A 22,312-nucleotide genomic window follows, 5' to 3' on the forward strand; every position below is an offset into this window, starting at 1 on the left:
GAAGAACCAGAAGAATTAATATCATCATGCACATTTAATGCTTCCAACAATATTTCCTCATAAACGAAGCAATTACCTGCAAATCTTCACCCTCATAATATTCAACAAGCAACTTCTTAAACTCAGTAACCCTATTTTCCGGAATAACCAACAAGCCCATACCATGAGAAATCAAATAATGTAAGGAACTTTTTTACGATTATTCCACCGATTTGTTCCCCAAAACATAAGCAACTAGAGCACACAACCACTCGACAGCAAAATAGCCTTAATGCTCATTGCAGAATGGAAGTTAATATTGGGAATATTGTAGGAACGTAAACATCCAAGACAATTAGAAACAGAAAGTTGCTAATTTTTTTGTTCAATAATTTTATCGGTAAATGCCTTTAAAAATTCTTTAGAATTGCTCCAGCCTACGCCATTGTTTAATCCCGAGAAATCAAAACCAGATATTTCATCTAAAGCTTTACTGCAAACCCATTCATACATTCCAGCCTGTTTGCTTTTATATATTATTAGGAACAATGGTTTCATTGCTTTTTTACCTAATAATATGACACTAATATATTGTTTAGAATACATTACATCGTTATACCATTGTCCTGTCAGCCAATAGAATTTATCTTTGCGCCCCTTTTCACCAATCTCATCGCATAGATTTTGTAATTGTTTAGCCACATACGTGAGAACCTTTTTATCTATGTTTTTTATAAGCAAAGTTTCATCAACACCACTTTTACTTACCTCTTTCCAGTCAACATCTTCATTATTTTCTGAGTGCCTTTCATTCCTTGCAGACTTTTGATTTTCTGTTTTTTGCTCTCTATTATTATCACTAAAACTATTCTGATTCGTACAACCTGAAATAAGTGACATAAGACAAACTACCATAGTCAAAAAAGCATAATGCTTGATATGCTTCATTTATGCCTCCTCTACAACTTAATCTTTATCTAATTGCAGCTACGATTCTCATGTTCAATCTTTGCTCGATACTTCACTATCACCTGCCCAATATTCATTCATCTCGTAGTACAAATCATCTTTGAGTCTAATAAAACTGACGGGATGTAAATTATGGACAAAGAATGCAGATATACAGCCTACAAAAATAACTATAGCTAAAAATCATCCGATAATCTACTTCTATATCTTCTAATCGTTCCCTTTTAAATTATCTTTCTTTCTCAATTGTTTTCTTTCAGCGCAAGTTCTATAAGCTTATCCGTGTAATCAGCCATAAATAACGGAATATTCAACATATCATCGTCTAGTTTTAGATTATTCAGCGAGAATCGTATACGTAATTTCGTTTGATTAGGGAATAGTTCTTTAAACTTTTTCAAACTTCTACTATTAATATTTGCTTCAGATTTAACCTCAACAGGGAAAATATCATTTTCTCGTTGAATAAGAAAATCCACTTCATACGGCGGATTCGTTTGAGACCAGTATCTAGGCATAACTTCAAATTGAGTAAGTAACGCCTGCAAAACATAATTTTCTGTTAAAGCACCCTTAAACTCAGTAAACAGCCTATTGCCTTCCGCAAATGCAGTAGGAGCAAGTTGTGCTAATCGCCTTAACAAACCAACATCTGCTAAATAAATCTTAAAAGCAGATACATCATCATAAGCAGCAATAGGTAAATTCGGCGCAGTATTTCTATAAATTTTATACACCAATTGTGCCGACACAAGCCATTGCAAAGCGTCTTCATACTCTCTTGCTCGCGCACCATTTTTAACAACTTTATACAAGAATTTTTTGTTTTCGCGCGCAAGTTGAGATGGAATAGAATTCCAAATCATTGATATTTTTGGAAATTCACTAACATTAGGATGCTTTGCAAAATCTCGTTCATAAGCTGTTATAATCTCAAACAATGTATCTTGCATTGCGTTTACATCTCGTGCTTTAGCCCACATTAAAACTGACTCAGGCATACCACCTGTAACATAATACATTTTTAATTTCTCGTATAGCGGATTAAAAAATGCGTCTGGAATCGGCTCTATTTTATCAATTTGTTCAATAAACTTCGCTAGATTTTCATCTCCATTAGCAAGTAAAAACTCTGTGAAATTCATTGGGTTTATTTGCATAAAATTAACTTTTCCAACTGGGAATGAAGATGGTTTGGCAAGCGTTATTCCAAGCAATGATCCAGCACAAGCAACATGATACTGCGGAGCGTTTTCACAAAAATATTTCATCGAGTTTATTACTTCTGGGCAGTCCTGAACCTCGTCAAATATAATAAGCGTGTTTTCTGGTTCAATTTTTTGGCCACTTGCAAGCATTAGGTTTTGTAAAATTCGTTCCACATTTTTAGTGGTTTCAAAGAATTGCTTATATTCTTTGTTTTCGTCGAAGTTAAAATAAGCAATATTTTTGTAGTAGAGCTTACCAAATTCTTTTAGTATCCAAGTTTTACCAACTTGACGCACACCTTTTAATATCAACGGTTTACGATACGGCGAGCTCTTCCATGCTAAAAGTTTGCTCATAATCAGCCTTTTCATGATTACTCACCTTTCACTTGACGTTACGCTATTAAATATTGCAGTCGTATTAGCGCGTTGCTGTTTCTAAGCGTATTGCATTGCTACGTTGTTGTATTGCAACAATTCTGCGATTATTTTGTTATATTTTGCGTTATCTTTTATCGTGTATCACATTATTATATATGTTTTGGTGTATTTAATCACATAATTATACGTATTTTAGTGTTTTTATCACATTATTATACGAATTATGCATTAAGTAGCGCTCAGCATAAAACATGAAAATACACGCAACAAAAGAATTGCTGCACACACTAAATATTTTGCAGCCATTTTCACACTCCTTCAGGTTTACCAATACACCTAATTCCCATCCCACAAAAAATACCTAAACCAACTACGGAAAGTTATAATTGAATAGTGATTAAACTTTGCAAAGGAATCGTTTCCCATGACAAAAATAACAAAAATGACAAAAAAACAAATAGTATATTTTTACACTTATATTGCTTGTATTATCATTATTCCAGTTGTCTTATCACTGATTGCCGATAGCATACCTAAAAACGACAGCCTATCTCCTAGCGGCCATCCGTTTGAGTGCATAGACGATAGAGCGTTTTTTATCTGGTTAGGTTTAGATCTTGGACTATATCTATATCCACTACATCTCATTTTTATTAACAAGACGACATTAAAAATATCTAAATCTTTGTTCCTACCATCTATTATTTTTGCAATACTTTTGCCACCAGCCGTTTTGATTTTATCAGATGCTTCTGCGCGAGAATTCTTCTTTATATTCATGTCTTACGTTGTTATAGCATTCGTTATACCATTTCTGATTATCTACTATATAAAACGCAAAATTTGATACAATTACCGAAATAAAAATAGTTTACAGATTAGTTGTTATGAAAATTATTTTCACGCTACTCATAATTGCATTATCATTATTATTTGCTTTATTTGCTCTTTTAAGCTTAGTTGCTGATTTTAATACTCCGCTGTAGAGCAATTCAAAATAAGAAGGAGTTCACAGCATCAAAATACTATTAGCTCCTTCTTACTATGAAAACTTAGACAACCTTGATAAGAAATGTTGTCAAGCGGTTTAAAAAATGGATTCCGATTATCTGTATAAACCATAGCAATCATCGAAACCCATTCCTCAAGCCTTTTATCTATTGTTTAGTTCTTAATTCTTGACATCAAAACAACACTCTCGACGTGAGATTGAGAGAACTCCTAGTATAGCTACACTTTTTTGAGTGCACACTATGTATATTGGGTGCACTTTTTAACGATAGGAAATATCGCAAAAAGGTTTAAGATTGGCTTGATAGCTTGATTCTTGAGCATAAAAATAGCCTAGAGAGCCCCCCCCCCCTAAGACAAAGTATTAGTATAGTTGATGCAATTTTTTTACCATATATGAACCCATCGAATTGCTGTGTTTATTAACAAAGAATATTTTACGTTAATTAGATAAATAAATACATAAATTACAATTGAACTAGTATAGAAATATTCTATTTTTCATATAACATAGTAAAAGTAGTGAATAAAGTACGAGGAGGTATTTTGTGAAGAAAAGATATATGTTGAGAAATATTTTTAAAACCAAATATAATTTCCATAATATTGTTTTAATCGTTTTCATTGGACTATTAGCAGGTTTCTTATCAGGATTGTTCGGTGTAGGTGGAGGAATGGTGATAGTTCCTGCATTAACTGTTTTTATGAAATTTGATCAGCGTCATGCTACTGCTACTTCTCTTGTTGCCATAATTATAACGTCGCTTTGTGGAAGCATTGTTTACGGTTTAAACGGCAAAGTGTCATTTTTATCAGCATTTTTTCTAATAATAGGTTCAGTTTTCGGATCACAAATTGGGGTATATTTTTCACATATTTTGCCTAAAAAAATATTTCCTTGGTGTTTTACACTTTTTGTATTACTAGTTATATGTTCTAGTCAAGTTTGGATTCCGTTAAGAAATGTAGATTTTAATGTTAGTTTTTTAAAAGCTATATGTCTTATATTTATAGGCGTTGTTTCTGGTATTTTTTCAGGTATTTTAGGCGTTGGTGGCGGAGGAATTATAGTGCCATGCGTGCAACTTTTGCTCGGCATGGGAGACCTTATGGCAAGAGGAACTGCTTTGCTTGTCACGCTTCCTACAGTTATAAGTGGTAGTATTGCTAATGCTCGTTACCATTATACTCATTTTACTGAAGGAATTATTATCGGTATTTTTGCGACATTTACTGTAAACTTAGGCGCAATAATTGCGCGCAGTATTTCACCTTTTATATGCAATATATTGTTTTGTATTTTTCTGTTCAGTGTATGCTTACAAATGATATTAAAAACAGGTATTTTAGCTAAGAATAAGCGTTAAATATGTAAAGTCTTTGACTTTTATTTATTTGAAAAAATAGTTTTGAATATAAAAAGTGGGGCTTAGATTTAAGCCCCACGATATAGGAGAATGTTATAAAGTAACTTTTTACAATTATGCCATTTGAGTAACATCTCTTTTTGCTTGTATAAATTTTATTATCATGTTTTTTGCGTGATAAATAATTATGCAAACTATATAAACAATTGCAGAAAATACAGTTATCATTCCTCCGGAAGATAGACCTAAATAAATACTTGAATAGAGACCTAAAGTTCCAGCTATAATTCCAAGTATTGGAGCAAAAATTACCGTTTCCCATTTACTGATGGCTAAGGTCTTACTTTCTCCTAAATGTTCTTTGAGATATTTCTTAGCACTTTCAAATAAAATGATTTCTGCTGTATGTTCGTTGTAAAAATCTTCCTGTTTACTGTTCTTTAGTTTGGTATGGGCTTTGTAGGTTTTCTTGTACTTCAAATATTTTTCTGATTGGTCGATGAGTTGTGTTTTTTCATCAATCTTCTTTTCTCCCTCATACGGTACAGGAAAGTTTCTAAACTCCTATTTCCTAACTTCTAGCTGGGTGCAAAGTGGGTGCACCTTTTAACGATAGAAAAATATCGCAAAAGGTATACCATTTAGCTTAATAGCTTGATTCTTGAGTGAAAAATATTACTATTTCTTCTTATAACCTATAGCAACATTACCTGTTTTATTAATCCCTGGTACTTTAAGAACATCAGATACTGGCTTGTCTTTTAAATCAAATTTTCCATGCAACGATCTCTTGCCATAATAGCGGGATTCATTAATATCTTTCATCTGAAATTATATGCTCTATTCCACTATGCTCCGATTTAAGATATTCTTTCATAAATGTTGGGTAAGCCTTGAACTTATCAAGCTCATCTATAGGTAACCAATGCATTGTCTCTTTAGCACCTGACTCTGTAGTACTATGGCTCGTAAAACCTCTTTTGCCCATGGGCTTCATCATGTAGTAGAACGTCAGCTCATGGAAGTCTACTCCTTTTAAGCCAGAGCTGCCGATGAATAAGTTCTCGTGTATGACGGCAAGGTGATCTACTTCATAATTAAGACCTGTCTCTTCAAATACTTCTCTCTTAACGGCTTCTTCTGATGTCTCGCCCATGCGAACCGCTCCGCCAACTGAGTAGTAATAGTCGTCCTCATCATTTCTTGCAAATAGCACACAACCTTCTTCGACTATGATGGCTGCTGCTCTATATCTAAATGCTTTTTTATCGTTAATAAATCCGCAATTATGTTCCATAGTTTACTCCTTTAGAAAATCTGGTAAATATTTGTGTATAATCCCTTCTTGCGAAAAATTCATTGTATCCATCGATAAAACATATTTAGGATAATTATCCTTAACCAATCGATAAACACCAAATTCCCTGCTGCAAGTCTCTTCACCAGCCAGCAAATAAGCAACTTGATAACTTGGAGGAATAAGTCTTATCGAGAACAGAAGGAGGTTGGGTGGGCTGTCTAAAAAATGTCCACACCCCGACGGTAAAGCCTATATGTGCGACATTTTTAATCATACTTTCACTCCTGGGGGGGGGTAATATAAGCGCAAGCATACCATATTTCGTCTGGATAACACCTGTTATTCGCCACAAAATCGACGCTGAAAGTCACTTATTTCTTTCCGAGCATCCACGCTTTGAGCACTACTTCTATTACTCCGTAAGTCAATGCGGCCAACGGCCAAACAATCCAACTTTTTCCCCAATCGGACGTGATGAAACTGTAGGCTAAATAAATGCAGACAACTATAAGCCAGTAAGCTTGGAGGAATAACCTAGTCTTTGCAGGATAGACAGTTTTTTTCTTCGGTTGCAGCAAACGGTAATAGGACGAGCGGACGATATTCGCCTGTACGAATAAATAAACAGCTGCTGCCACCAGGGCAATAGCGATAACTACAAAAAAGCCGGATGAAAGTTGATAAAATTCCGGTGCTATATCCGAAATTATAAGAAAAATAAAGGCAACCATACATAAAACAACACCGCTGACCGTCCGCAGCACATACGACGGCATGAAACGTTCCAAGCGTTCTTTGAGCACACTGTCAACGCCGTAAGCTGTTTCAAAGTCCTCTTTTTCCAAATATTGATAACGCTTTCCATGGAAACTCTGAATAATAAAAATAGCTACAGCAACGGTAATAATCGCAACACTGAATGCTAAGCCCATAGTTTTACCGACTTGCGCATTTACTGTGTGAGAAAGCAAAAGATCACTGCCAACCAACGGGATTGCCGCCAGAACACAAAGAAGAACGCCTAGAGCAACATAGGCGGCAAATGATATTCTGTGAGCAATATAAGCGGAGGCTTCTTCCAGCTCAATTACCCGAATGCGAACGCCGGCTTCTTCCTGGCAGGCATTTTCATCTGCGTTGACGTTCTTCCCCATAACATCAATTTCATCTTTTACTAGAAGATCTGTACTAACACCAAACAAACGGCTCAATGCAATTATCCGTTCCATATCTGGGATACTTTGTGCGCCTTCCCATTTGGAAACAGCTTGGCGACTGACGCCCAATTTGTCCGCCAATTCTTCCTGCGACCAACCGTTTTGTTTACGCAGTTCCAATATTTTATCTGCTAAAATCATAAAAACATCTCCATTTCAAACTAGAATTCATCATGATCATGGTGAAATTATAGCTAAAACAGCAGTTGCGTAGTAGCAAGTGCGGTTGGCAATTGCCGTTGAAAGCGCAATTTCTGCCGACAAATGAGCGCAACCGACCGCCAATTCGTTTTCTTTCATTTTTGCACCGCACTTTCCAATCATCTTCACTGATGACGCCAAACATCGGAACAGAATTTCGCCAATCGTCGGAATGAAAGTTCGCCAATCATCGGAAAACAATGAAATATCACGCTTACACTTTCAAATTAAACCTTTTAATAATAGCCATCGCGAAACATAATCTACATAAGAGCAAAATCAAGCAGATTACGCATTCTCTTCCAGTAGAAAATCTGGTAAATATTTGTGTATAATCCCTTCTTGCGAAAAATTCATTGTATCCATCGACAAAACATATTTAGGATAATTATCCTTAACCAATCGATAAACACCAAATTCCCGGCTACGAGTCTCTTCGCTAGCCATCAAATAAGAGACTTGATAATACTCAGTTTCACCTTGTCTAGTAGCAATGAAATCGATTTCTTGATTATTAATACGACCAACTTGAACCTGAAAACCACGAGACAAAAGCTCAATATAGACAATATTTTCTAGAATACGTTCAATTGATACAACATTTGAGAAACCTACTGCTTGCCTAAAACCATGATCTGTTACATAATATTTTTCCTCAACCGTCAGTAACTTTTTCCCAACACTGTCATAGCGTGGAACTTTTTTTAGAAGATACGCCGCTTGGCAAAAATTCAAGTAATTCAAAATGGTATCGACTGAAACTTTACGATTTTCGCTAACAAAATATTTTCGTAAACTGTTAGCTGAAAAACTTTGTCCAATATTATCTAAACAAAAAAGTAAAATGCGATTAAATACGTCAACATCTCGGATCGAATTGTATTCAAGTATATCCTTAACAACAACGGTATTATAAATGTCGTTTAAATATCTAAAACTCGGCTCCTCTTCCCCATTAAAATAATGAAGAGGAGGCATACCACCAATTTTGATATATAGCTGAAATAATTCCTGTATGCTTAAATTCAAACTTTGATACAAATTCACGAATTCGCTAAAAGTAAAAGGAAGCACCTCAAAACTTACGTAACGCCCTGCAAGCAAGGTGGCAAGCTCTCCGGACAATAATTTTGAGTTAGAACCAGTCAAATAAATATCGCAATCATAATCAACTCTAAGCGCATTTATAACACGTTCCCAGTGAGAAACTAATTGAATTTCATCAAAGAAAAAATATATTTTACCTTCTATTTGTTGACTACGTTCTGTAATTAATTTCTGCAGATCAAAATCATTTTTCACAGATAAGTATTGAGCTGATTCTAAATTGATATAAATAATACGACTTTGAGGAACGTCCGTAAGTAATTCAGATTGAATCATTTTTAACAAAGTGGACTTTCCCACTCGTCTCATACCTGTAATCACCTTCACAATAGGCTTGTTAATAAAAGGTTTGATTTTATTAAGATATTTTTTACGTAATATATATGACATATCCTCACACCTTTCAATTACAGCTTTGCTTACAATTTCGATTATAGTCGATAAATTTATTGTTTTTTATAGTTGTTTCTATTATAAACGAAACAAATTAAAAATTCACCTTTGAGATTGAAGCCGCAGTGTTCTAATAATGGGCGTAAATTTCAAGTTCAACTTTAAAATTACGCTCAAATTGGTTAACTTATCTTCTTATGCAGAAAATGCACGCAGCAAACAAAATAGCCAATCAGTGCTCGTTTAATGCTTCCAACAATATTTCCTCATAAACGAAGCAATTACCTGCAAATCTTCACCCTCATAATACCCAACAAGCAACTTCTTAAACTCAGGAACCTTATTTTCTGGAATAACCAACAAGCCATTACCATGAGAAATCAAATAATGATTCGCAAAAATCACAGAAGCCCTCTTATTCCCATCTAAAAATATCTGCGACTTCATACAATAAACGCATAATTCAATCGCAATATCAATAGGCTCTTTCCTTCCAACTTTACCTTCAACATTCTCACTATCTTCCTCACTTTCAACAATATTCCTTATTTTTTCTTTAACATCTATTTCATTAGGAATAGGCGGAATATAAGTAGATCCACCAATCGCAACAGGAACACCCCTTATACGACCGCCGTCTAAGAAAAAGCCCTCATTAACAAGCTTCGCTATATGACTGAGCATGTAATAATCAGACCTGCTTAATACAACATCCTCGTCTAAAATGAACTCCCAAGCATGCTTCAAATTCAAGATTTTTTGAACATCACTCGCAGAAACACCAAACACTTTCCCATTATCTATAATCTCTTCAGTTTGAGGAAAAGTAGTAGCAACACCTTCCAAAACCGCCTGATCGTAAATATTCGCCTTTAAGTTAGCCCTTGCAAAAGCAATATTGTTCACCAAATCAGCAGATAACTCACTATTAGAATATCCAGCATTCGCGAGCTGCCTTACTACAGCGCGAAGTTCCTTACGCAATTGCCTAGATTCACTTGCATTGCGAAGAAGAAGATTATACAAATCGTCCGAATACACACCAACATACGTAGACGTCAACTTTCCCGAGACACGCTTTCTGGTGTATAAATATTTACCATCTCCACGATTTTTGATTTCAGGAGTACCATCATACGCAAGTAAACTCAAGCGAGCATTAATATCAGCCTTTTTTCTAAGCAATTCTTGCACATCATCATATTTTGCAGCCATCTTCACACTCCTTTTTCACATAAATTGGGGAACATTTACTTAAATAAAATACCATTTTGTTCCCCAATAATCAAATAATGTAGGGAACTTTTTTATGATTTTTACACCGATTTGTTCCCCAAAACATAAACAAATAAATTAATAATCACTCGACAGCAAAATAGCCAAAATGCGCTCAAAAACCGCAAGAACACAGCTTAAAGCTGCTTCGCATTAAACCTTTTAACGATAGCCCTCGCTAAGCCCTGCTACACAACACCCACCTAATCAGCCTCCTGCATCAGATAGTACGATCAAGCGCCGTGATGGTGGGAAGCCCCGCTTATCTTCTCGTTTGAGTTTGAACATAAAAATAGCAGATAAAGGGAAGGAAATGAATTTACACCACTTTTAGGACTTGACCTATGAAATAATTAATAGTTCCATTTTCAATCAATATATAGAGACCGAGTCCAATAAACACGACAGGTACAATTACTTTTTCGTACTTTTCCACAGTCTCTCCGATAGCAGAAATTGAGGCGAGATTTTGAGATAATTTGCATAGAATCAAAATCCCTAAGGCAAATATTACTAAACTTATACTAATCTCAATCAAACTCTTTCCTGTAAAATAAGGGATATAAATTCCTAAATTATCTCCACCCATTGCCACTGTTAAACTTGTAAATGCTAAGATTTTTGATCCATTTCCGGTAATTTTCCCCTCGATATCTTCTTCATCAATATCTTCATCCACAAAAATTGCTCTTATACCAAGACCTAGCGGAATTAGACCAAGGAGTCCGATAATCCAATCTTGTGGAATAAAATTTAAAAAGTAAGCGGCAATAAGACTAGCCAGTACAAGCAGTCCTGTACCTAAATACTGCCCTACATAAATTGATTTCAAACCTTTCTTTCCTTGACTAGCGAATAAAATAGTCAAAACAACTAAGTAGTCAATGGATGTAGAAACAAAAACTAATAAAGCGGATACTATTGTTTCCATTATTTCTCCTTTCAAAATGTTAAATTTTTTAGACAGACGCACCCTCTTCTCTCCATTGATACTCAACCCATAACTCTTTTAACAGCAAAAAAGCACGTCAGCGACTTGCTGATATACTTTTATTTTACCTTACACTTTCCCTGTAAGATTAACGCTTTAGTTCTGTCTTGCTCCCATCAAGGAAAGTAAACTCAACCTTTCCATCTTGATGCACAGTTAGATAGTCAACCATGCTAAGCCAGACGTTTTCATCGAACACTGTTAACAAGTCCTGCTTTTTCAAATCCTCGATAAAATATTCAACTTCATCATGCCTCATTTGCTTTTCAACAATGCGAGCTTTTACTCCCTTAAGCCTTTATTCTACAGTATTAAACCTGTTCACTAGACTCGTATATTTTTTCTCATACTCATCCTGGTTCTGCAATTTCCGTGCATTTTCATTGATACAGTTGTTAATCTTTTAACGATTACCCCTAATCACCGGCTAAACAGGACGGACATTGAGCCTGACTTTAAGATTCATAAAAAGAAGTGGCTATTACTGACAGAGATCAGTAATAGCCACCCAACGTGAGATATTCAACTATTGACTTGAACCAAACAAAATTCAATCAGTCTTTCGAAGGACAGTCTTAAGCGAGATCACTGTGACACCAATAGCAAAAGAGGTAAAACCAATTCTAATAGCAAGTGTGCCACCCCATATTAAGGCAACCAGCATCACGATTAAGGCAACCGTCAAGCCGAATGTCGCTACTTCACGGCAAAAACGAACGAGCTTGTCCATTCCTTAAAAACCTCCTCGTGCACATACTAATAATCAAGTTTCATTTTAACTTTTGAGCTATATTTTACCACTTCACAGCCTGGGTGCAAAGTGTGTGCACTTTTTAATGTTAACATCCTGTGCACTCGACCCCAGAGCGTAGACATGTTCCCTCAAACAGCCAAAATACGCTCAAACACCACCCCAAGCCAGCCTAAAGCCGCCGCATATTAAACCTTTTAACGATACCCCTCGCAAACCCCTGCTACACAAAGGCAAAAATGCACCCACCTATTAAGCCCTAGACATCAATACGACAGTCTCGACGTGGATTGAGAGAACGGGTAGTATAGCTACACTTTTTTGAGTGCACACTATGGATATTGTGTGCACTTTTTAACGATAGGAAAAGCTATCGTTAAAAAGTTTAAGATTGGCTTGATAGCGCGTTACATTACAATTCTTCCAGTTGTTTAGTCTGGTCTCTTCTCACGTAGATAACCGCGAGTATTTGAACTTCTTTTCTACTATCATCAACACAAAAATAAACGTAATAATTTTTTACGCGTATTCTTCTAAAACCAAGTTCACACCACGGCTGCTCACTAATTAACTTCACACGATAAGGCATCGTCTGCAAAGACATCATTTCCGACTTCAACAGCTCGAGCATTCTTTTAGCCACTATCGGTGCTTGTAACTCCGTGGCGATATATTCTCGAATAAGTGCAAGATGCTCTTTCGCCTGACGAGTGACTTTTATCTTATACTCATCCATTAAAGACCTCGTTCAAGATCTTCAAAAACATCATCTATCGGATAACTATCACCACGAACCGCCTGATCATAACCTTTAGCCATCAACGCGTTAAACGTTTTCTCATCCATATCATCTTGCGCTGGAAGAGACTTTGGAATAGTAAGCGAAAACGGAATACCCTTATTAAGAATGATTTGACGATAAAACATGTCAATAGCAGTAGCCCTAGGAACTCCAATCGTTTCCAAAATCTGCTCCGCCTGCTGCTTAATATTTTCTTGTATTCTCACATTCACATTCGCTGTCTTAGTAACTGCCATATCAATTAACCTCCATACACACATCATAAAATACTGTATCGCATATTGCAACACAATTTATATGAATAAGATCCCTCAGCTGCCATACATGTTTTTCGTGTTCGTGTTACCTTCGCATTGCCTTTGTATTACCGCTTTTTATAGCACGGTCAAGTACCATGATGCCGGCGATAACTCCATCTATTCTATAGGTTGATTTTTGAACATAAGAATAGACTAAAGAAAATTCAATAGTCTGGATTTTATAATATCTCCACATGAAATTGAGTGGTCTAGTTTCATCACGTGTTGGATACAACGAAAACTTACCCTTAAACTATGAAGCTATTTCTTTGAACTCTGAAAATTTAACCTTGAATTCTGAAACCTTTTTAGACATCAAAAAAGACGGTATTACTACCGTCTTAATTATTTACACATAGCGCTTTTAGATTTAGATTTCTATTTCATAGAAACCTGATCCTTGCTAAGCTCTACAAACTGGGATTTGTTGTAGTTATCTCCCATTTTCTTTAATTCCATATGTAATACACAAGCAAATACTATCTCAATAATACATGCCGCAACAGCAACCGTTGTGCCGTTTAATGCACATCCTAAAATCAAGGAAATCATCGGAATGGAAATTGCAGCAACTGTATATCCCTTTGATTTGTACAGCCATGAATACGGCAGTAAATGTGCGCCAAAGACCATAGCGTATACCATAATCATCTTTCCAGGAACCGCACTAAACACCCACATAACGATTAATAAATAAATCATTTGATTTAAGGTGAAAATGAAGCCTAATTGTCCAAGTGGATTTTGTTTTGAAAAAATATCAACCTTTATAAGTTTACCAATGAACCAAGCCAGCGGTAATAATGGGCATGAACAGCAAAATACCAATAAATTTTTCATATCCATATTGATATCTAAAACTGACACAAGTACTATCAGAAGCCATATAATCACCGATGCCATGATAAATGGCAATCCTTTTTTCTGCTGAATTGCAATTTCTTTTCTTAATTCATCCACCATTTTCTCCTCCAGAAATTCAAATTTGTCTACACTGCCTTAATCTTATAATTTATCAATTCAATAAACGATATCACAGTCACTCCTATCATCGGAAGCTCATAGGGACTAAATAGGAAACCGATAGCCAAGCCAGATATATCTATTCTAACTTCTCCTTGAATACAAGAAGTTAGCGCCCCAAATATGCAGAACATCATAATGATCAACATTGAACACTCTGAAAATAGCGTCTGCCTTATGCTGAGGCAACACGGTCATGATACGGTTATCCGTACCAAAGAGTAAGACTGCCGCAAGTGTGATACCTTCTTTGCCCGTTTCCGGATCCTCAAGTATGAGTCCGCAGCTTCTGAGCATTTCCTCATCCGTCATGTCAACACACAGACGGCACTCAGTATTCACTCTCGCCATTCTCCTTGCTCGATCCATAAGATCATGGCGAAGGCTTGAAACCAGTGATGACAGTGTGGGAGACTTGATCTATCTATACAAGCGGGAGGGTCATTTTGCTTTCGCTTCAGCATATCTATCTTTGCCCCACCAATTTGGCATGAGCTCCTTCAACGTGACAGTCTTCCGCTGTTCAAAGTCCTCCATAATCTCCATTTTTTCATTTTCTTCATTCAATTGATAAAAGAACTCTCTACACGCTCCACAAGGCATACCGCTTCCCGCGCCATAAGGTGCCTTGTCGCGGAATGCGATAAAGCGCTTCACCTTCGTCTGTCCGCTATTCACATACATATTAAGAGCGGCCACGCGTTCTGCGCACAAATTAAGAACCCCACTGCAGCTCTCAATGCAGAAACCCGTGAAAATTTCTCCGTTTTCAGCTTCTATTGCACATACAACATGATGTGCGTAAATGAATGGAGAAACTTCCTCCGGATGAAATTGTGCCTTTACCTTTTCATACATTGTATCCCAAATATCCATATATTCCTTTTCTCCTAAAATACCTGAATTTATCGCATAGGCCTTCCTATTTGAATATACTATAGTTTCATCATGATCTTTCCTGCCGAAAACTATTATCCGAATTAGATATCTATCTCACAGCCACAACTACCCCAACATCTAACTCGGCAACTCAACATAGTGACATCTATTAAGGCAACTCAACTCTCACACTTTTTGACCTGATCTGCCCTTGGATAAGTTACCGAGAAGCGTTCGTCCTGCCTGATGCTGAATTTGCCCGATTGCCTGAAAACCGCAGTATTACTGGACTTTCGCGACTATTTCCCCTCGACCCTTGACATCAATACGACAATCTCACATGTATCAAGACTACCCTTATGATAACCATGCATCAAAAAAGAGCCTTAACGTTCATTGCAGGAGAGAAACTGGCAAGGGGAATGTCGTATGATGATAAAAGTCTAAGGCACTACAAACTGGGATTTGGATTTTACTTAAAATTGTATTATTTTATTAGCTATATCTTCTACAAATCGCTTATCGTGTTCCACAAATATGAGTGTAGGCTTTGCTTCTTTTATAATTTCCTCAATCTGTATTCTTGATATTACATCTATATAATTCAGTGGTTCGTCCCAAACAAATATATGAGCTGGCTTTGAGAAACTTACAGCAATTAAAACTTTCTTTTTTTGTCCATCACTATAATTCTTCATATCCATTTCAAATAATTCTCTTGAAAAATCTAATTTTCTTAGAATTGTTTTACACAATGTTTCATCAACATCTTGCTTGTGAATATATTCATTTAGGCTACCTGTTAAATTAGATGTGTCTTGAGGAATATACGAGATTTTTAAATTACCTGCTAATTTTATCTCACCTGTATACTCGTGATTTATACCTAATAAAATTTTAATCAAGGTTGATTTTCCGCTACCATTACCCCCATATATAGCCACTATGTCGCCTTGCTTTATCTCGAAACTTACATTACTTAGGATCTGTCTTTCTCCATAGTATGCTGATAAATTGCTAACCGATATTAGGGGATTTTTGTGATGATGTAGCGGATGCAGTAATAGGCTTTCCTTTATTTCGATATCTTTTAGTAAACTCTGTTTTTCTTCTATTGCCTTGTTTTGTCTATTCTCCAAATTCTTAGATTTTTTCATCATCTTGGCTGATTGATGACCTATATGTCCTTTGTCTGGTTTTACACCTGATACTTTCACACCATTTTTAGTATTCTCAATTTTATCAGACCAAATTTGACTTTGTCTTGCAGACTCTTTTAATCGTTTAATATCTTTTCTTAATCTCTCATTTTGACTAATTTCAAATTGGTCTTTCATCACTTTGTTTTCATACCATGATGTAAAATTTCCCGATTGGACATCAATAGAATTCCTGTTAATAGAAATAACATGATTGATACAACCATCTAAAAAATCTCTATCATGAGATATAAGCAAAAATCCTTTTTTACTTTTCAGATATTCACTTACAATTTTTCTTCCGTCCATATCTAAATGGTTTGTTGGTTCATCAATAAGTAAAAAGCCATCTTCTCTTGTAAACAAAATAGCTAAAAGGATTTTTGTTTGTTCCCCTTTAGAAAGCGTTTCAAACTCTCTGTAAACAAGGTTCTCATCTACATTTAGCAAACTGAGTTCTCTAAATAACTTCCATTCTTCATCATCTGATATTAGTTCTTTATATAACTCAATTCCTAATTTTGAAGTATCGCTTATATTTGGTGGAAATTTAATAAATTCAACATCCTTGCTTATTTTACCTTGATAAGTTTCTTGATTTAAAAGTAACTTAAATAGAGTTGATTTACCGATTCCATTTCTTCCTATCAATCCCGTTTTCCAGTTTGTATCAAAGGAAAACGATACATTTTTAAATATGGGTTTTACATATCCATAATATGAGAAAGTGAGGTTTTCAATTTTAATTACTGACATAAAACGCCTCCCTAAATTATCATTTACCGCCCGGGTGCAAAGTGTGTGCACCTTTTAACGTTTAGTTTTTCATGTATTACTACGGTTATCACTGCTTTGCTTTTCAGTTATTTCAATTCTCGATTAGGTAATTTTCCAGTTCTCAAAGCGACAGTAACAAACTCAACCTCTTGCAAGCACTTCTCACAAAGTTCATAACCTTCATTAAAGTTCACTCTTGACCTAAATGTGCTAGCAATGAATTCGCATGGTGAGGTAATCCTTTCAACTACACCGCACCGTTCACACTCAGCATACACATTCCCATCCTTAATCGGAATAAACATTCCATGGTCTTTCTCATTTCCCATGACACTAACATCTTCGAAATCATCAAATTTTACATAGAGCATATACGACTCCCTCCTTCATTTTGGTATGTCTATATACGCTCTAATTCCAACTTATATCAAGTTTTATTGCTTCTTTTTTGATCTATATGTCTGCTACTTCGCAATAGCTTTCCCATTAAGACAGTGCACCATGTAATGCGCAAATCCATCGTTTTTACAATTTACCTTCTTCTTATCTGAAACCTCGGTGACACCATTCTCACAATCTACTTCAAGGCTTGCATCCTTGGTGATTGTTCCTTCTAAAATACTCATGCCATTTAACGTATCAAGCGTACAAACATGAGTTACTTCTACGTTTGTTGCTGAAGCCAACCCATTATAACATTTAAGAAAGACATCATCCGCCTTCAAATTAACAACTTCTACCTTGCCATTGTTCACTTCTACATAAAGCTTACCAATCTCAATATCCGTGATGAGCACTTGATTAGAATCAGATTCAACCTCACAAACTTCCACATCATGTGGCAAACTCACAACAATTTCAGGCATACCCTGAGTAAACCACCTCAGCCAATTCGAAGCTGAGACTTTTTTAGTTTGAATAAGCCTTATAACATTTTGCTCTTCCTCAACCCTCAATATATCTTGTTCACAGTTAACAAAGCTCACACCAAAGGTATCAGCACGTTTCACCGTTAAACGAACATCTTTCGTCTCTGCGATAAACTTCTTATTATCCATTCCTTAAGCACCTCCTCGTGCACATACTAATAATCAGGTTTCATTTTACCTTTTGAGCTATATTTTACCACTTCACAGCCTGGGTGCAAAGTGTGTGCACCTTTTAACGTTAACATCCTGTGCACTCAACCCTAGAGCGTCGACATCTTCCCTCAAACAGCCAAACTGCACTCAAAAATCACGAGAACCCAGCTTAAAGCCGCCGCACGCTAAACCTTTTAACGATAGCCCTCGCTAACCCCTGCTACACAAGGGCAAATTTGCACCCACCTATTAAGCCCTTGACATCAATACGACACTCTCGACGTGGATTGAGAAAACGGGTAGTATAGCTACACTTTTTGAGTGCACAGAATGGATATTGGGTGCACTTTTTAACGATAGGAAAAGCTATCGTTAAAAGGTTTAAGATTGGCTTAATAGCTTGATTTTAGCATAAAAACAAAAAAACAGCCTAGAGATGATTCCCCCTAGGCTGACTTTTGTAACATTTCAAACGCTCACATTCTTTTGGCTTTTACGATGCCCTTTCAATATCCACACTAATCTCTGATTTAAAAGTTATACTGAACCTGTCCTCATAAACTTTTATTTTCTTGATGTACTTTCTTACCAGCTTCTCGTCATACTCACTAATATCATGACGCTCACTTTTCAGAAAATCTTCCATTTCTCTGATTCGTCTTTTAGCATCTTCTTGACCTGCTTTTTCTATAAGAAGCTGCTGTTTCTTACCTTTAAGCTCATCAATCTCATCAGCTATTTTCGTGTAGTCTTTTTTAGCTTTAAGCAAGGTTAGCAGTATCGCCTGTTTGTCTGCAATTTTTTTATCAACCGTTTCAATCTCGTTTAAGTTATTGCCCGCGATAATTTCTCTAATACTGTTATTCAACGTATCCAATACTTCATCCGATATACTAAACACCTTGTTTATGGCTTTCACTATGGCAGATTGCAGTTCGTTCTCTTGTACTGTCGGAGCATCGCAAGCACTAGGACCGTTTTCCACTCTGGTGCAACAACGCCAGACAACAGAATGCACCCCTCGGTTGTTCCAAGCAATTCTTCTGTAAACATCCCCGCATTTAGAACAAACACACAGGCTGGATAGAGCGTACTTACTGGAATAAACTCTCCTTTTTTTATTCTCCTCACCGCTAAACATGTTGGCTCGTCTTAACATTTCTTCTTGAACTTTAAAGAAAATATCTCTTGGAATAATAGGCGCGTGGCTATCTTTTACATAATACTGTGGTTCTGTTCCATCATTTTTTATACGAACATGGTTGATAAAATCTGTCGTGATGGTTTTTTGTAAAAGAGCATCACCAATATATTTTTCGTTTTGCAAGATGCCTTTAATATTAGATAAATTCCATTTTAAATGCCCGGCACCGTTTTTAATACCGTCTTTTTCAAGGCCCTCCGCTATGTCTCTAAGGCTTGCTCCTTCTAAATATTCTCTATAAATTCTTCTTACGACTTTTGCTTCCTGTTCAAGAATTACAAGATTCCCTTCATCGTCTTTTGTGTATCCTAAAAACCAGTTATGGTTGATTTGCACTTTGCCTTCCTGGTAGCGAAACTTAAGTCCAAGCTTCACATTCTGAGAAAGCGACGCAGATTCCTGTTGAGCTAAAGAAGCCATGATAGTAAGCAATAGTTCTCCGCTTGCTTCCATGGTGTTGATGTTTTCTTTTTCAAAAATGATCGGAATGTTTTTGTCTTTCAACTGCCTAACAAACTTTAAACAGTCTATAGTGTTTCTCGCAAAACGGCTAATCGACTTAGTGATAACCATGTCTACTTTGCCACTCATGCAATCGTGGATCATGTCATTGAAACCGACACGTTTTTTCGTGCTAGTTCCTGAAATACCGTCATCAGCGTAAATGCCAGCAAACTCCCAGAGAGGATTTCTTGAAATATAATCCGTATAATGCTGAACTTGCGTGTCATAACTTGTTGCCTGTTCTTCACTGTCAGTACTAACACGACAATACGCTACTACTCTTAACCTCGGCTTATCTTCATGCTTATCTACCGTATTCCCCGCTATTTTTCTTGGTGGAATAATTATAACGTTGGCACTCATTTTACACCTCCTTGATTTGACTGTAAGCGTATGCTGCTTGCCGATAAGGATCATCATATTTCTTTTCTACCTTTTCTAACTGGTAGCTTGTAATAAGCCGAATTTCCTTTATTGGCTTAGGCTCTTTATAACGATGATTCCTGATAGCATTCTCATGCCTTATTTGTTGCACTTGTCTAAACATATCCTCATCGATAATCTGAGGATAAAACTCTGTTCCTAAATACAATTTCTTGCTAAGAATTTTGCCCGTGACTGGCCAATCCCTTTTTATACCTGATTTTTTAGCAGCTTGAGAAATATTTTTAAATTCAAGATAGAAACGAAAAAACTCTCTTACTTCTTGAGCTTTTACTTCATCTATAACCGCTTTACCGTCTACTATTCTGTAACCATATGGGATGCGTGCCATGTTTCTTTCACCTCTTCTTCTAATTCCAATCCGCATTTCAAAATAAAAAGAAATCTTGTTCTGCTTTTTACCACTATGCCGTCTACAAAATCCAGAAAATCCTCATCCTTAAACTCGCTAAATACTTCTGTGACGCTTACGAACCGTTGAAGTTTTTGCGCCTCGTTTAAGTGCGTTAAGTTACCGTTTAAACTGTTGGAAAGCTGAAGTTTTTCCTTAAGACAAGTATCTATTTCCGTTTTAAGCTGATTGCTTTCCAGATAGTAGGAATCCATCTCAATGTAGCCACCGGCTAAAAGCTTACTGAGTACTTGCTCTTGTTCTTGCAATTTAGCTATTTTTTCTTCGAGTTCGATAACCTTGTTCAAACCGTCTTTATTATTCACACCTCTCAAACTTTCTACGAGAGGAGTCAACATTTGAACGTATCCTGCTTTTAACTTGTTTAACATTTGCAGGAAGGAAATTTTAAGATAACTTTCCATAACAGACTTTTGTGAACAAGCATGAATATCTTCAAGATGCGTTATACAAACCCATATGCCATACGCCTTATTATGTTGATAAATTATTCGTCTTTTACACTTGCTTCCACACTCACCACAACGAATTTTAGCTGAAAACGCATAAAGCTTATTGTACTTACCACTACCACATACTATGTTATTTTCACTTCTTCTCCACGCGATAATCTCTTTTACAAGATTAAAAGTTTCATGACTGATGATAGCCTCGTGATGGTTTTCAATAACATACTGTTGTTTCTCGCCACAGTTTTTATGACGGTTAAAATTATCGTCTGTAAATGTCTTTTGAAAAATCACATCCCCTGTGTATGTTTTATTGTTCAAAATAGCATTCACGGTACTTGAAGTCCAACTTCCGCCCTTTTTAGTTGGAATCTTTTTATCGGTCAATACTCGTGCTATTGCTTCTCCACCCATGCCGGAAAGAGCCATGTTGAAAATTTCTTTTACTACCCTGGCTTGCTCGGGAACTATAATCATTTTCTTATTCTCGTTTTTATACCCATACGCAGGGCAAGAAATGACGAAGGTTCCGTTTTCGAACCGTTTTTGAATTGCCCACGTGTTGTTTTCCGAGATGGATCTTGACTCGCTTTGCGCAATAGAACTCAGGATAGAAAGCATAAGCTCTGAACTCATATGCTCGGTATCAATGTTTTCTTTCTCAAAATACAAATAAATACCGAGACCGGTAAGTTTTCTAACTATTTCAAGACAGTCAACCGTGTTTCTTGCAAGCCTACTAATAGACTTTGTAATAATCCTGTCTATCTGACCGCTCTGACAGTCTTTAAGCAGTTGTTTAAGACTTTCACGCTTATCGATTTTCGTGCCGCTAATACCCTCGTCAAAGTAAAGCCCCGCATACTCCCAGCAGGGATTAGACTTAATATAGTTTTCGTAATGCTCCTTCTGCACTTCTAAGCTGAGAAGCTGCTCATCACTATCACTAGAAACTCTCGCATACGCTGCAACCCGCGTCTTTTTCTCAAAGCCAGTTTTTCGCATTGTAGAGTCTATTTTTATTATTTCTTTCACTATTTCCCTCACTTTCAGCTAATACTATTCATCACTCTAAAAGCAGTGTTTAT

Annotated in this window: 25 protein-coding genes and 1 pseudogene; 1 reads left to right on the forward strand and 25 read right to left on the reverse strand. The window is 36.3% G+C overall.

What is annotated here, in order from left to right; translation table 11 throughout:
- Positions 1 to 351 precede the first annotated feature (351 nt).
- The 3 genes from QP420_RS03925 to QP420_RS03935 all read right to left on the reverse strand — a co-directional run bounded on the left by QP420_RS03925 (position 352) and on the right by QP420_RS03935 (position 3,317).
- Entirely contained in the window at positions 352 to 927 is a 576-nt protein-coding gene (locus QP420_RS03925) for a hypothetical protein (protein ID WP_481616602.1), read from the reverse strand.
- Between the two features lie 263 nt (positions 928 to 1,190).
- The gene (locus QP420_RS03930; RefSeq protein ID WP_415688694.1) at positions 1,191 to 2,528 is read right to left on the reverse strand and encodes an ATP-binding protein; all 1,338 of its coding nucleotides are present in this window, start codon (positions 2,526 to 2,528) and stop codon (positions 1,191 to 1,193) included.
- A gap of 483 nt (positions 2,529 to 3,011) precedes the next feature.
- Positions 3,012 to 3,317: a hypothetical protein gene (locus QP420_RS03935; protein WP_075523752.1), complete on the reverse strand. Its 306-nt coding sequence runs from the start codon at positions 3,315 to 3,317 to the stop codon at positions 3,012 to 3,014.
- 794 nt (positions 3,318 to 4,111) lie between these two features.
- Here QP420_RS03935 and QP420_RS03940 point away from each other — a divergent pair.
- Positions 4,112 to 4,915, forward strand: coding sequence for a sulfite exporter TauE/SafE family protein (locus QP420_RS03940; protein WP_102704478.1), 804 nt, complete (start codon positions 4,112 to 4,114; stop codon positions 4,913 to 4,915).
- A gap of 114 nt (positions 4,916 to 5,029) precedes the next feature.
- Here QP420_RS03940 and QP420_RS03945 read toward each other — a convergent pair whose 3' ends face one another.
- From QP420_RS03945 to QP420_RS04050, 22 genes and pseudogenes are all read right to left on the reverse strand, one after another.
- A complete protein-coding gene (locus QP420_RS03945; RefSeq protein WP_060786520.1) occupies positions 5,030 to 5,395 on the reverse strand; it encodes a metal ABC transporter permease in 366 nt (121 codons plus the stop codon).
- Positions 5,396 to 5,593: 198 nt separating this feature from the next.
- Complete coding sequence (locus tag QP420_RS03950; protein WP_481616668.1) at positions 5,594 to 5,740, reverse strand: hypothetical protein; 147 nt, start codon at positions 5,738 to 5,740, stop codon at positions 5,594 to 5,596.
- Positions 5,727 to 6,212 (reverse strand): NUDIX hydrolase, encoded by a 486-nt coding sequence (locus QP420_RS03955; protein WP_415689821.1) that lies wholly within the window; start codon positions 6,210 to 6,212, stop codon positions 5,727 to 5,729. Before QP420_RS03955 ends, QP420_RS03950 begins: the two co-directional genes overlap by 14 nt.
- A 374-nt stretch (positions 6,213 to 6,586) precedes the next feature.
- On the reverse strand, positions 6,587 to 7,573 hold the full coding sequence (locus QP420_RS03960; RefSeq protein ID WP_464406125.1) for a helix-turn-helix domain-containing protein: 987 nt from the start codon (positions 7,571 to 7,573) through the stop codon (positions 6,587 to 6,589).
- A gap of 36 nt (positions 7,574 to 7,609) precedes the next feature.
- Positions 7,610 to 7,762, reverse strand: coding sequence for a hypothetical protein (locus tag QP420_RS03965; protein ID WP_481616669.1), 153 nt, complete (start codon positions 7,760 to 7,762; stop codon positions 7,610 to 7,612).
- A gap of 159 nt (positions 7,763 to 7,921) precedes the next feature.
- Positions 7,922 to 9,130 carry an ATP-binding protein gene (locus tag QP420_RS03970; protein ID WP_415689819.1) on the reverse strand — a complete coding sequence of 403 codons (1,209 nt, stop codon included), beginning with the start codon at positions 9,128 to 9,130 and terminating at the stop codon, positions 7,922 to 7,924.
- A 246-nt stretch (positions 9,131 to 9,376) separates the two neighbouring features.
- Positions 9,377 to 10,348 carry a DUF6788 family protein gene (locus QP420_RS03975; protein WP_481616603.1) on the reverse strand — a complete coding sequence of 324 codons (972 nt, stop codon included), beginning with the start codon at positions 10,346 to 10,348 and terminating at the stop codon, positions 9,377 to 9,379.
- A 379-nt stretch (positions 10,349 to 10,727) separates the two neighbouring features.
- Positions 10,728 to 11,339, reverse strand: a complete 612-nt coding sequence (locus QP420_RS03980) for a CadD family cadmium resistance transporter (RefSeq protein ID WP_016788774.1) — start codon at positions 11,337 to 11,339, stop codon at positions 10,728 to 10,730.
- 148 nt (positions 11,340 to 11,487) lie between these two features.
- Positions 11,488 to 11,766, reverse strand: a pseudogene (locus tag QP420_RS03985) (hypothetical protein).
- A 183-nt stretch (positions 11,767 to 11,949) separates the two neighbouring features.
- A complete protein-coding gene (locus QP420_RS03990) occupies positions 11,950 to 12,129 on the reverse strand; it encodes a hypothetical protein (protein WP_481616604.1) in 180 nt (59 codons plus the stop codon).
- A 433-nt stretch (positions 12,130 to 12,562) separates the two neighbouring features.
- A complete protein-coding gene (locus QP420_RS03995) occupies positions 12,563 to 12,886 on the reverse strand; it encodes a type II toxin-antitoxin system RelE/ParE family toxin (protein WP_004133090.1) in 324 nt (107 codons plus the stop codon).
- On the reverse strand, positions 12,886 to 13,188 hold the full coding sequence (locus QP420_RS04000; RefSeq protein ID WP_004133089.1) for a type II toxin-antitoxin system RelB/DinJ family antitoxin: 303 nt from the start codon (positions 13,186 to 13,188) through the stop codon (positions 12,886 to 12,888). The genes QP420_RS03995 and QP420_RS04000 overlap by 1 nt, the downstream gene beginning before the upstream one ends.
- A gap of 441 nt (positions 13,189 to 13,629) precedes the next feature.
- Positions 13,630 to 14,214 carry a DUF7010 family protein gene (locus tag QP420_RS04005; RefSeq protein WP_415706659.1) on the reverse strand — a complete coding sequence of 195 codons (585 nt, stop codon included), beginning with the start codon at positions 14,212 to 14,214 and terminating at the stop codon, positions 13,630 to 13,632.
- A 26-nt stretch (positions 14,215 to 14,240) separates the two neighbouring features.
- Positions 14,241 to 14,423 (reverse strand): CD1845 family protein, encoded by a 183-nt coding sequence (locus QP420_RS04010; RefSeq protein ID WP_080551032.1) that lies wholly within the window; start codon positions 14,421 to 14,423, stop codon positions 14,241 to 14,243.
- Positions 14,359 to 14,625: a hypothetical protein gene (locus QP420_RS04015; protein ID WP_481616670.1), complete on the reverse strand. Its 267-nt coding sequence runs from the start codon at positions 14,623 to 14,625 to the stop codon at positions 14,359 to 14,361. Before QP420_RS04015 ends, QP420_RS04010 begins: the two co-directional genes overlap by 65 nt.
- 90 nt (positions 14,626 to 14,715) lie before the next feature.
- The gene (locus tag QP420_RS04020) at positions 14,716 to 15,150 is read right to left on the reverse strand and encodes a cytidine deaminase family protein (protein ID WP_481616605.1); all 435 of its coding nucleotides are present in this window, start codon (positions 15,148 to 15,150) and stop codon (positions 14,716 to 14,718) included.
- Between the two features lie 479 nt (positions 15,151 to 15,629).
- The gene (locus tag QP420_RS04025) at positions 15,630 to 17,108 is read right to left on the reverse strand and encodes an Lsa family ABC-F type ribosomal protection protein (protein WP_481616606.1); all 1,479 of its coding nucleotides are present in this window, start codon (positions 17,106 to 17,108) and stop codon (positions 15,630 to 15,632) included.
- A gap of 107 nt (positions 17,109 to 17,215) precedes the next feature.
- On the reverse strand, positions 17,216 to 17,500 hold the full coding sequence (locus QP420_RS04030; RefSeq protein ID WP_004114737.1) for a hypothetical protein: 285 nt from the start codon (positions 17,498 to 17,500) through the stop codon (positions 17,216 to 17,218).
- Positions 17,501 to 17,593: 93 nt separating this feature from the next.
- A complete protein-coding gene (locus QP420_RS04035) occupies positions 17,594 to 18,187 on the reverse strand; it encodes a DUF4097 family beta strand repeat-containing protein (protein WP_481616607.1) in 594 nt (197 codons plus the stop codon).
- A gap of 517 nt (positions 18,188 to 18,704) precedes the next feature.
- Positions 18,705 to 20,282: a recombinase family protein gene (locus QP420_RS04040; protein ID WP_481616608.1), complete on the reverse strand. Its 1,578-nt coding sequence runs from the start codon at positions 20,280 to 20,282 to the stop codon at positions 18,705 to 18,707.
- Position 20,283: 1 nt separating this feature from the next.
- The gene (locus tag QP420_RS04045) at positions 20,284 to 20,694 is read right to left on the reverse strand and encodes a serine integrase family protein (RefSeq protein ID WP_004111243.1); all 411 of its coding nucleotides are present in this window, start codon (positions 20,692 to 20,694) and stop codon (positions 20,284 to 20,286) included.
- Positions 20,664 to 22,259: a recombinase family protein gene (locus tag QP420_RS04050; RefSeq protein WP_004117907.1), complete on the reverse strand. Its 1,596-nt coding sequence runs from the start codon at positions 22,257 to 22,259 to the stop codon at positions 20,664 to 20,666. Before QP420_RS04050 ends, QP420_RS04045 begins: the two co-directional genes overlap by 31 nt.
- Positions 22,260 to 22,312 lie beyond the last annotated feature (53 nt).

Source organism: Bifidobacterium sp. UMB1197 (genome assembly GCF_030217745.1).
Taxonomy (GTDB): domain Bacteria; phylum Actinomycetota; class Actinomycetes; order Actinomycetales; family Bifidobacteriaceae; genus Bifidobacterium; species Bifidobacterium vaginale_B.

Bases quoted from the DNA above. Each gene is read 5' to 3' on its own strand.
- QP420_RS04015 (WP_481616670.1), bottom strand. From the start codon at position 14,625: ATGGCGAGAGTGAATACTGAGTGCCGTCTGTGTGTTGACATGACGGAT.
- QP420_RS03970 (WP_415689819.1), bottom strand. From the start codon at position 9,130: ATGTCATATATATTACGTAAAAAATATCTTAATAAAATCAAACCTTTT.
- QP420_RS03940 (WP_102704478.1), top strand. From the start codon at position 4,112: ATGTTGAGAAATATTTTTAAAACCAAATATAATTTCCATAATATTGTT.
- QP420_RS04045 (WP_004111243.1), bottom strand. From the start codon at position 20,694: ATGGCACGCATCCCATATGGTTACAGAATAGTAGACGGTAAAGCGGTT.
- QP420_RS03935 (WP_075523752.1), bottom strand. From the start codon at position 3,317: ATGAATATAAAGAAGAATTCTCGCGCAGAAGCATCTGATAAAATCAAA.
- QP420_RS04020 (WP_481616605.1), bottom strand. From the start codon at position 15,150: ATGGATATTTGGGATACAATGTATGAAAAGGTAAAGGCACAATTTCAT.
- QP420_RS04040 (WP_481616608.1), bottom strand. From the start codon at position 20,282: ATGAGTGCCAACGTTATAATTATTCCACCAAGAAAAATAGCGGGGAAT.
- QP420_RS03990 (WP_481616604.1), bottom strand. From the start codon at position 12,129: ATGGACAAGCTCGTTCGTTTTTGCCGTGAAGTAGCGACATTCGGCTTG.
- QP420_RS04025 (WP_481616606.1), bottom strand. From the start codon at position 17,108: ATGTCAGTAATTAAAATTGAAAACCTCACTTTCTCATATTATGGATAT.
- QP420_RS03955 (WP_415689821.1), bottom strand. From the start codon at position 6,212: ATGGAACATAATTGCGGATTTATTAACGATAAAAAAGCATTTAGATAT.
- QP420_RS03980 (WP_016788774.1), bottom strand. From the start codon at position 11,339: ATGGAAACAATAGTATCCGCTTTATTAGTTTTTGTTTCTACATCCATT.
- QP420_RS03960 (WP_464406125.1), bottom strand. From the start codon at position 7,573: ATGATTTTAGCAGATAAAATATTGGAACTGCGTAAACAAAACGGTTGG.
- QP420_RS03930 (WP_415688694.1), bottom strand. From the start codon at position 2,528: ATGAAAAGGCTGATTATGAGCAAACTTTTAGCATGGAAGAGCTCGCCG.
- QP420_RS04035 (WP_481616607.1), bottom strand. From the start codon at position 18,187: ATGGATAATAAGAAGTTTATCGCAGAGACGAAAGATGTTCGTTTAACG.
- QP420_RS03975 (WP_481616603.1), bottom strand. From the start codon at position 10,348: ATGGCTGCAAAATATGATGATGTGCAAGAATTGCTTAGAAAAAAGGCT.
- QP420_RS03950 (WP_481616668.1), bottom strand. From the start codon at position 5,740: ATGAAAGATATTAATGAATCCCGCTATTATGGCAAGAGATCGTTGCAT.
- QP420_RS03925 (WP_481616602.1), bottom strand. From the start codon at position 927: ATGAAGCATATCAAGCATTATGCTTTTTTGACTATGGTAGTTTGTCTT.
- QP420_RS03995 (WP_004133090.1), bottom strand. From the start codon at position 12,886: ATGGATGAGTATAAGATAAAAGTCACTCGTCAGGCGAAAGAGCATCTT.
- QP420_RS04030 (WP_004114737.1), bottom strand. From the start codon at position 17,500: ATGCTCTATGTAAAATTTGATGATTTCGAAGATGTTAGTGTCATGGGA.
- QP420_RS04000 (WP_004133089.1), bottom strand. From the start codon at position 13,188: ATGGCAGTTACTAAGACAGCGAATGTGAATGTGAGAATACAAGAAAAT.
- QP420_RS04005 (WP_415706659.1), bottom strand. From the start codon at position 14,214: ATGGTGGATGAATTAAGAAAAGAAATTGCAATTCAGCAGAAAAAAGGA.
- QP420_RS04010 (WP_080551032.1), bottom strand. From the start codon at position 14,423: ATGTTGATCATTATGATGTTCTGCATATTTGGGGCGCTAACTTCTTGT.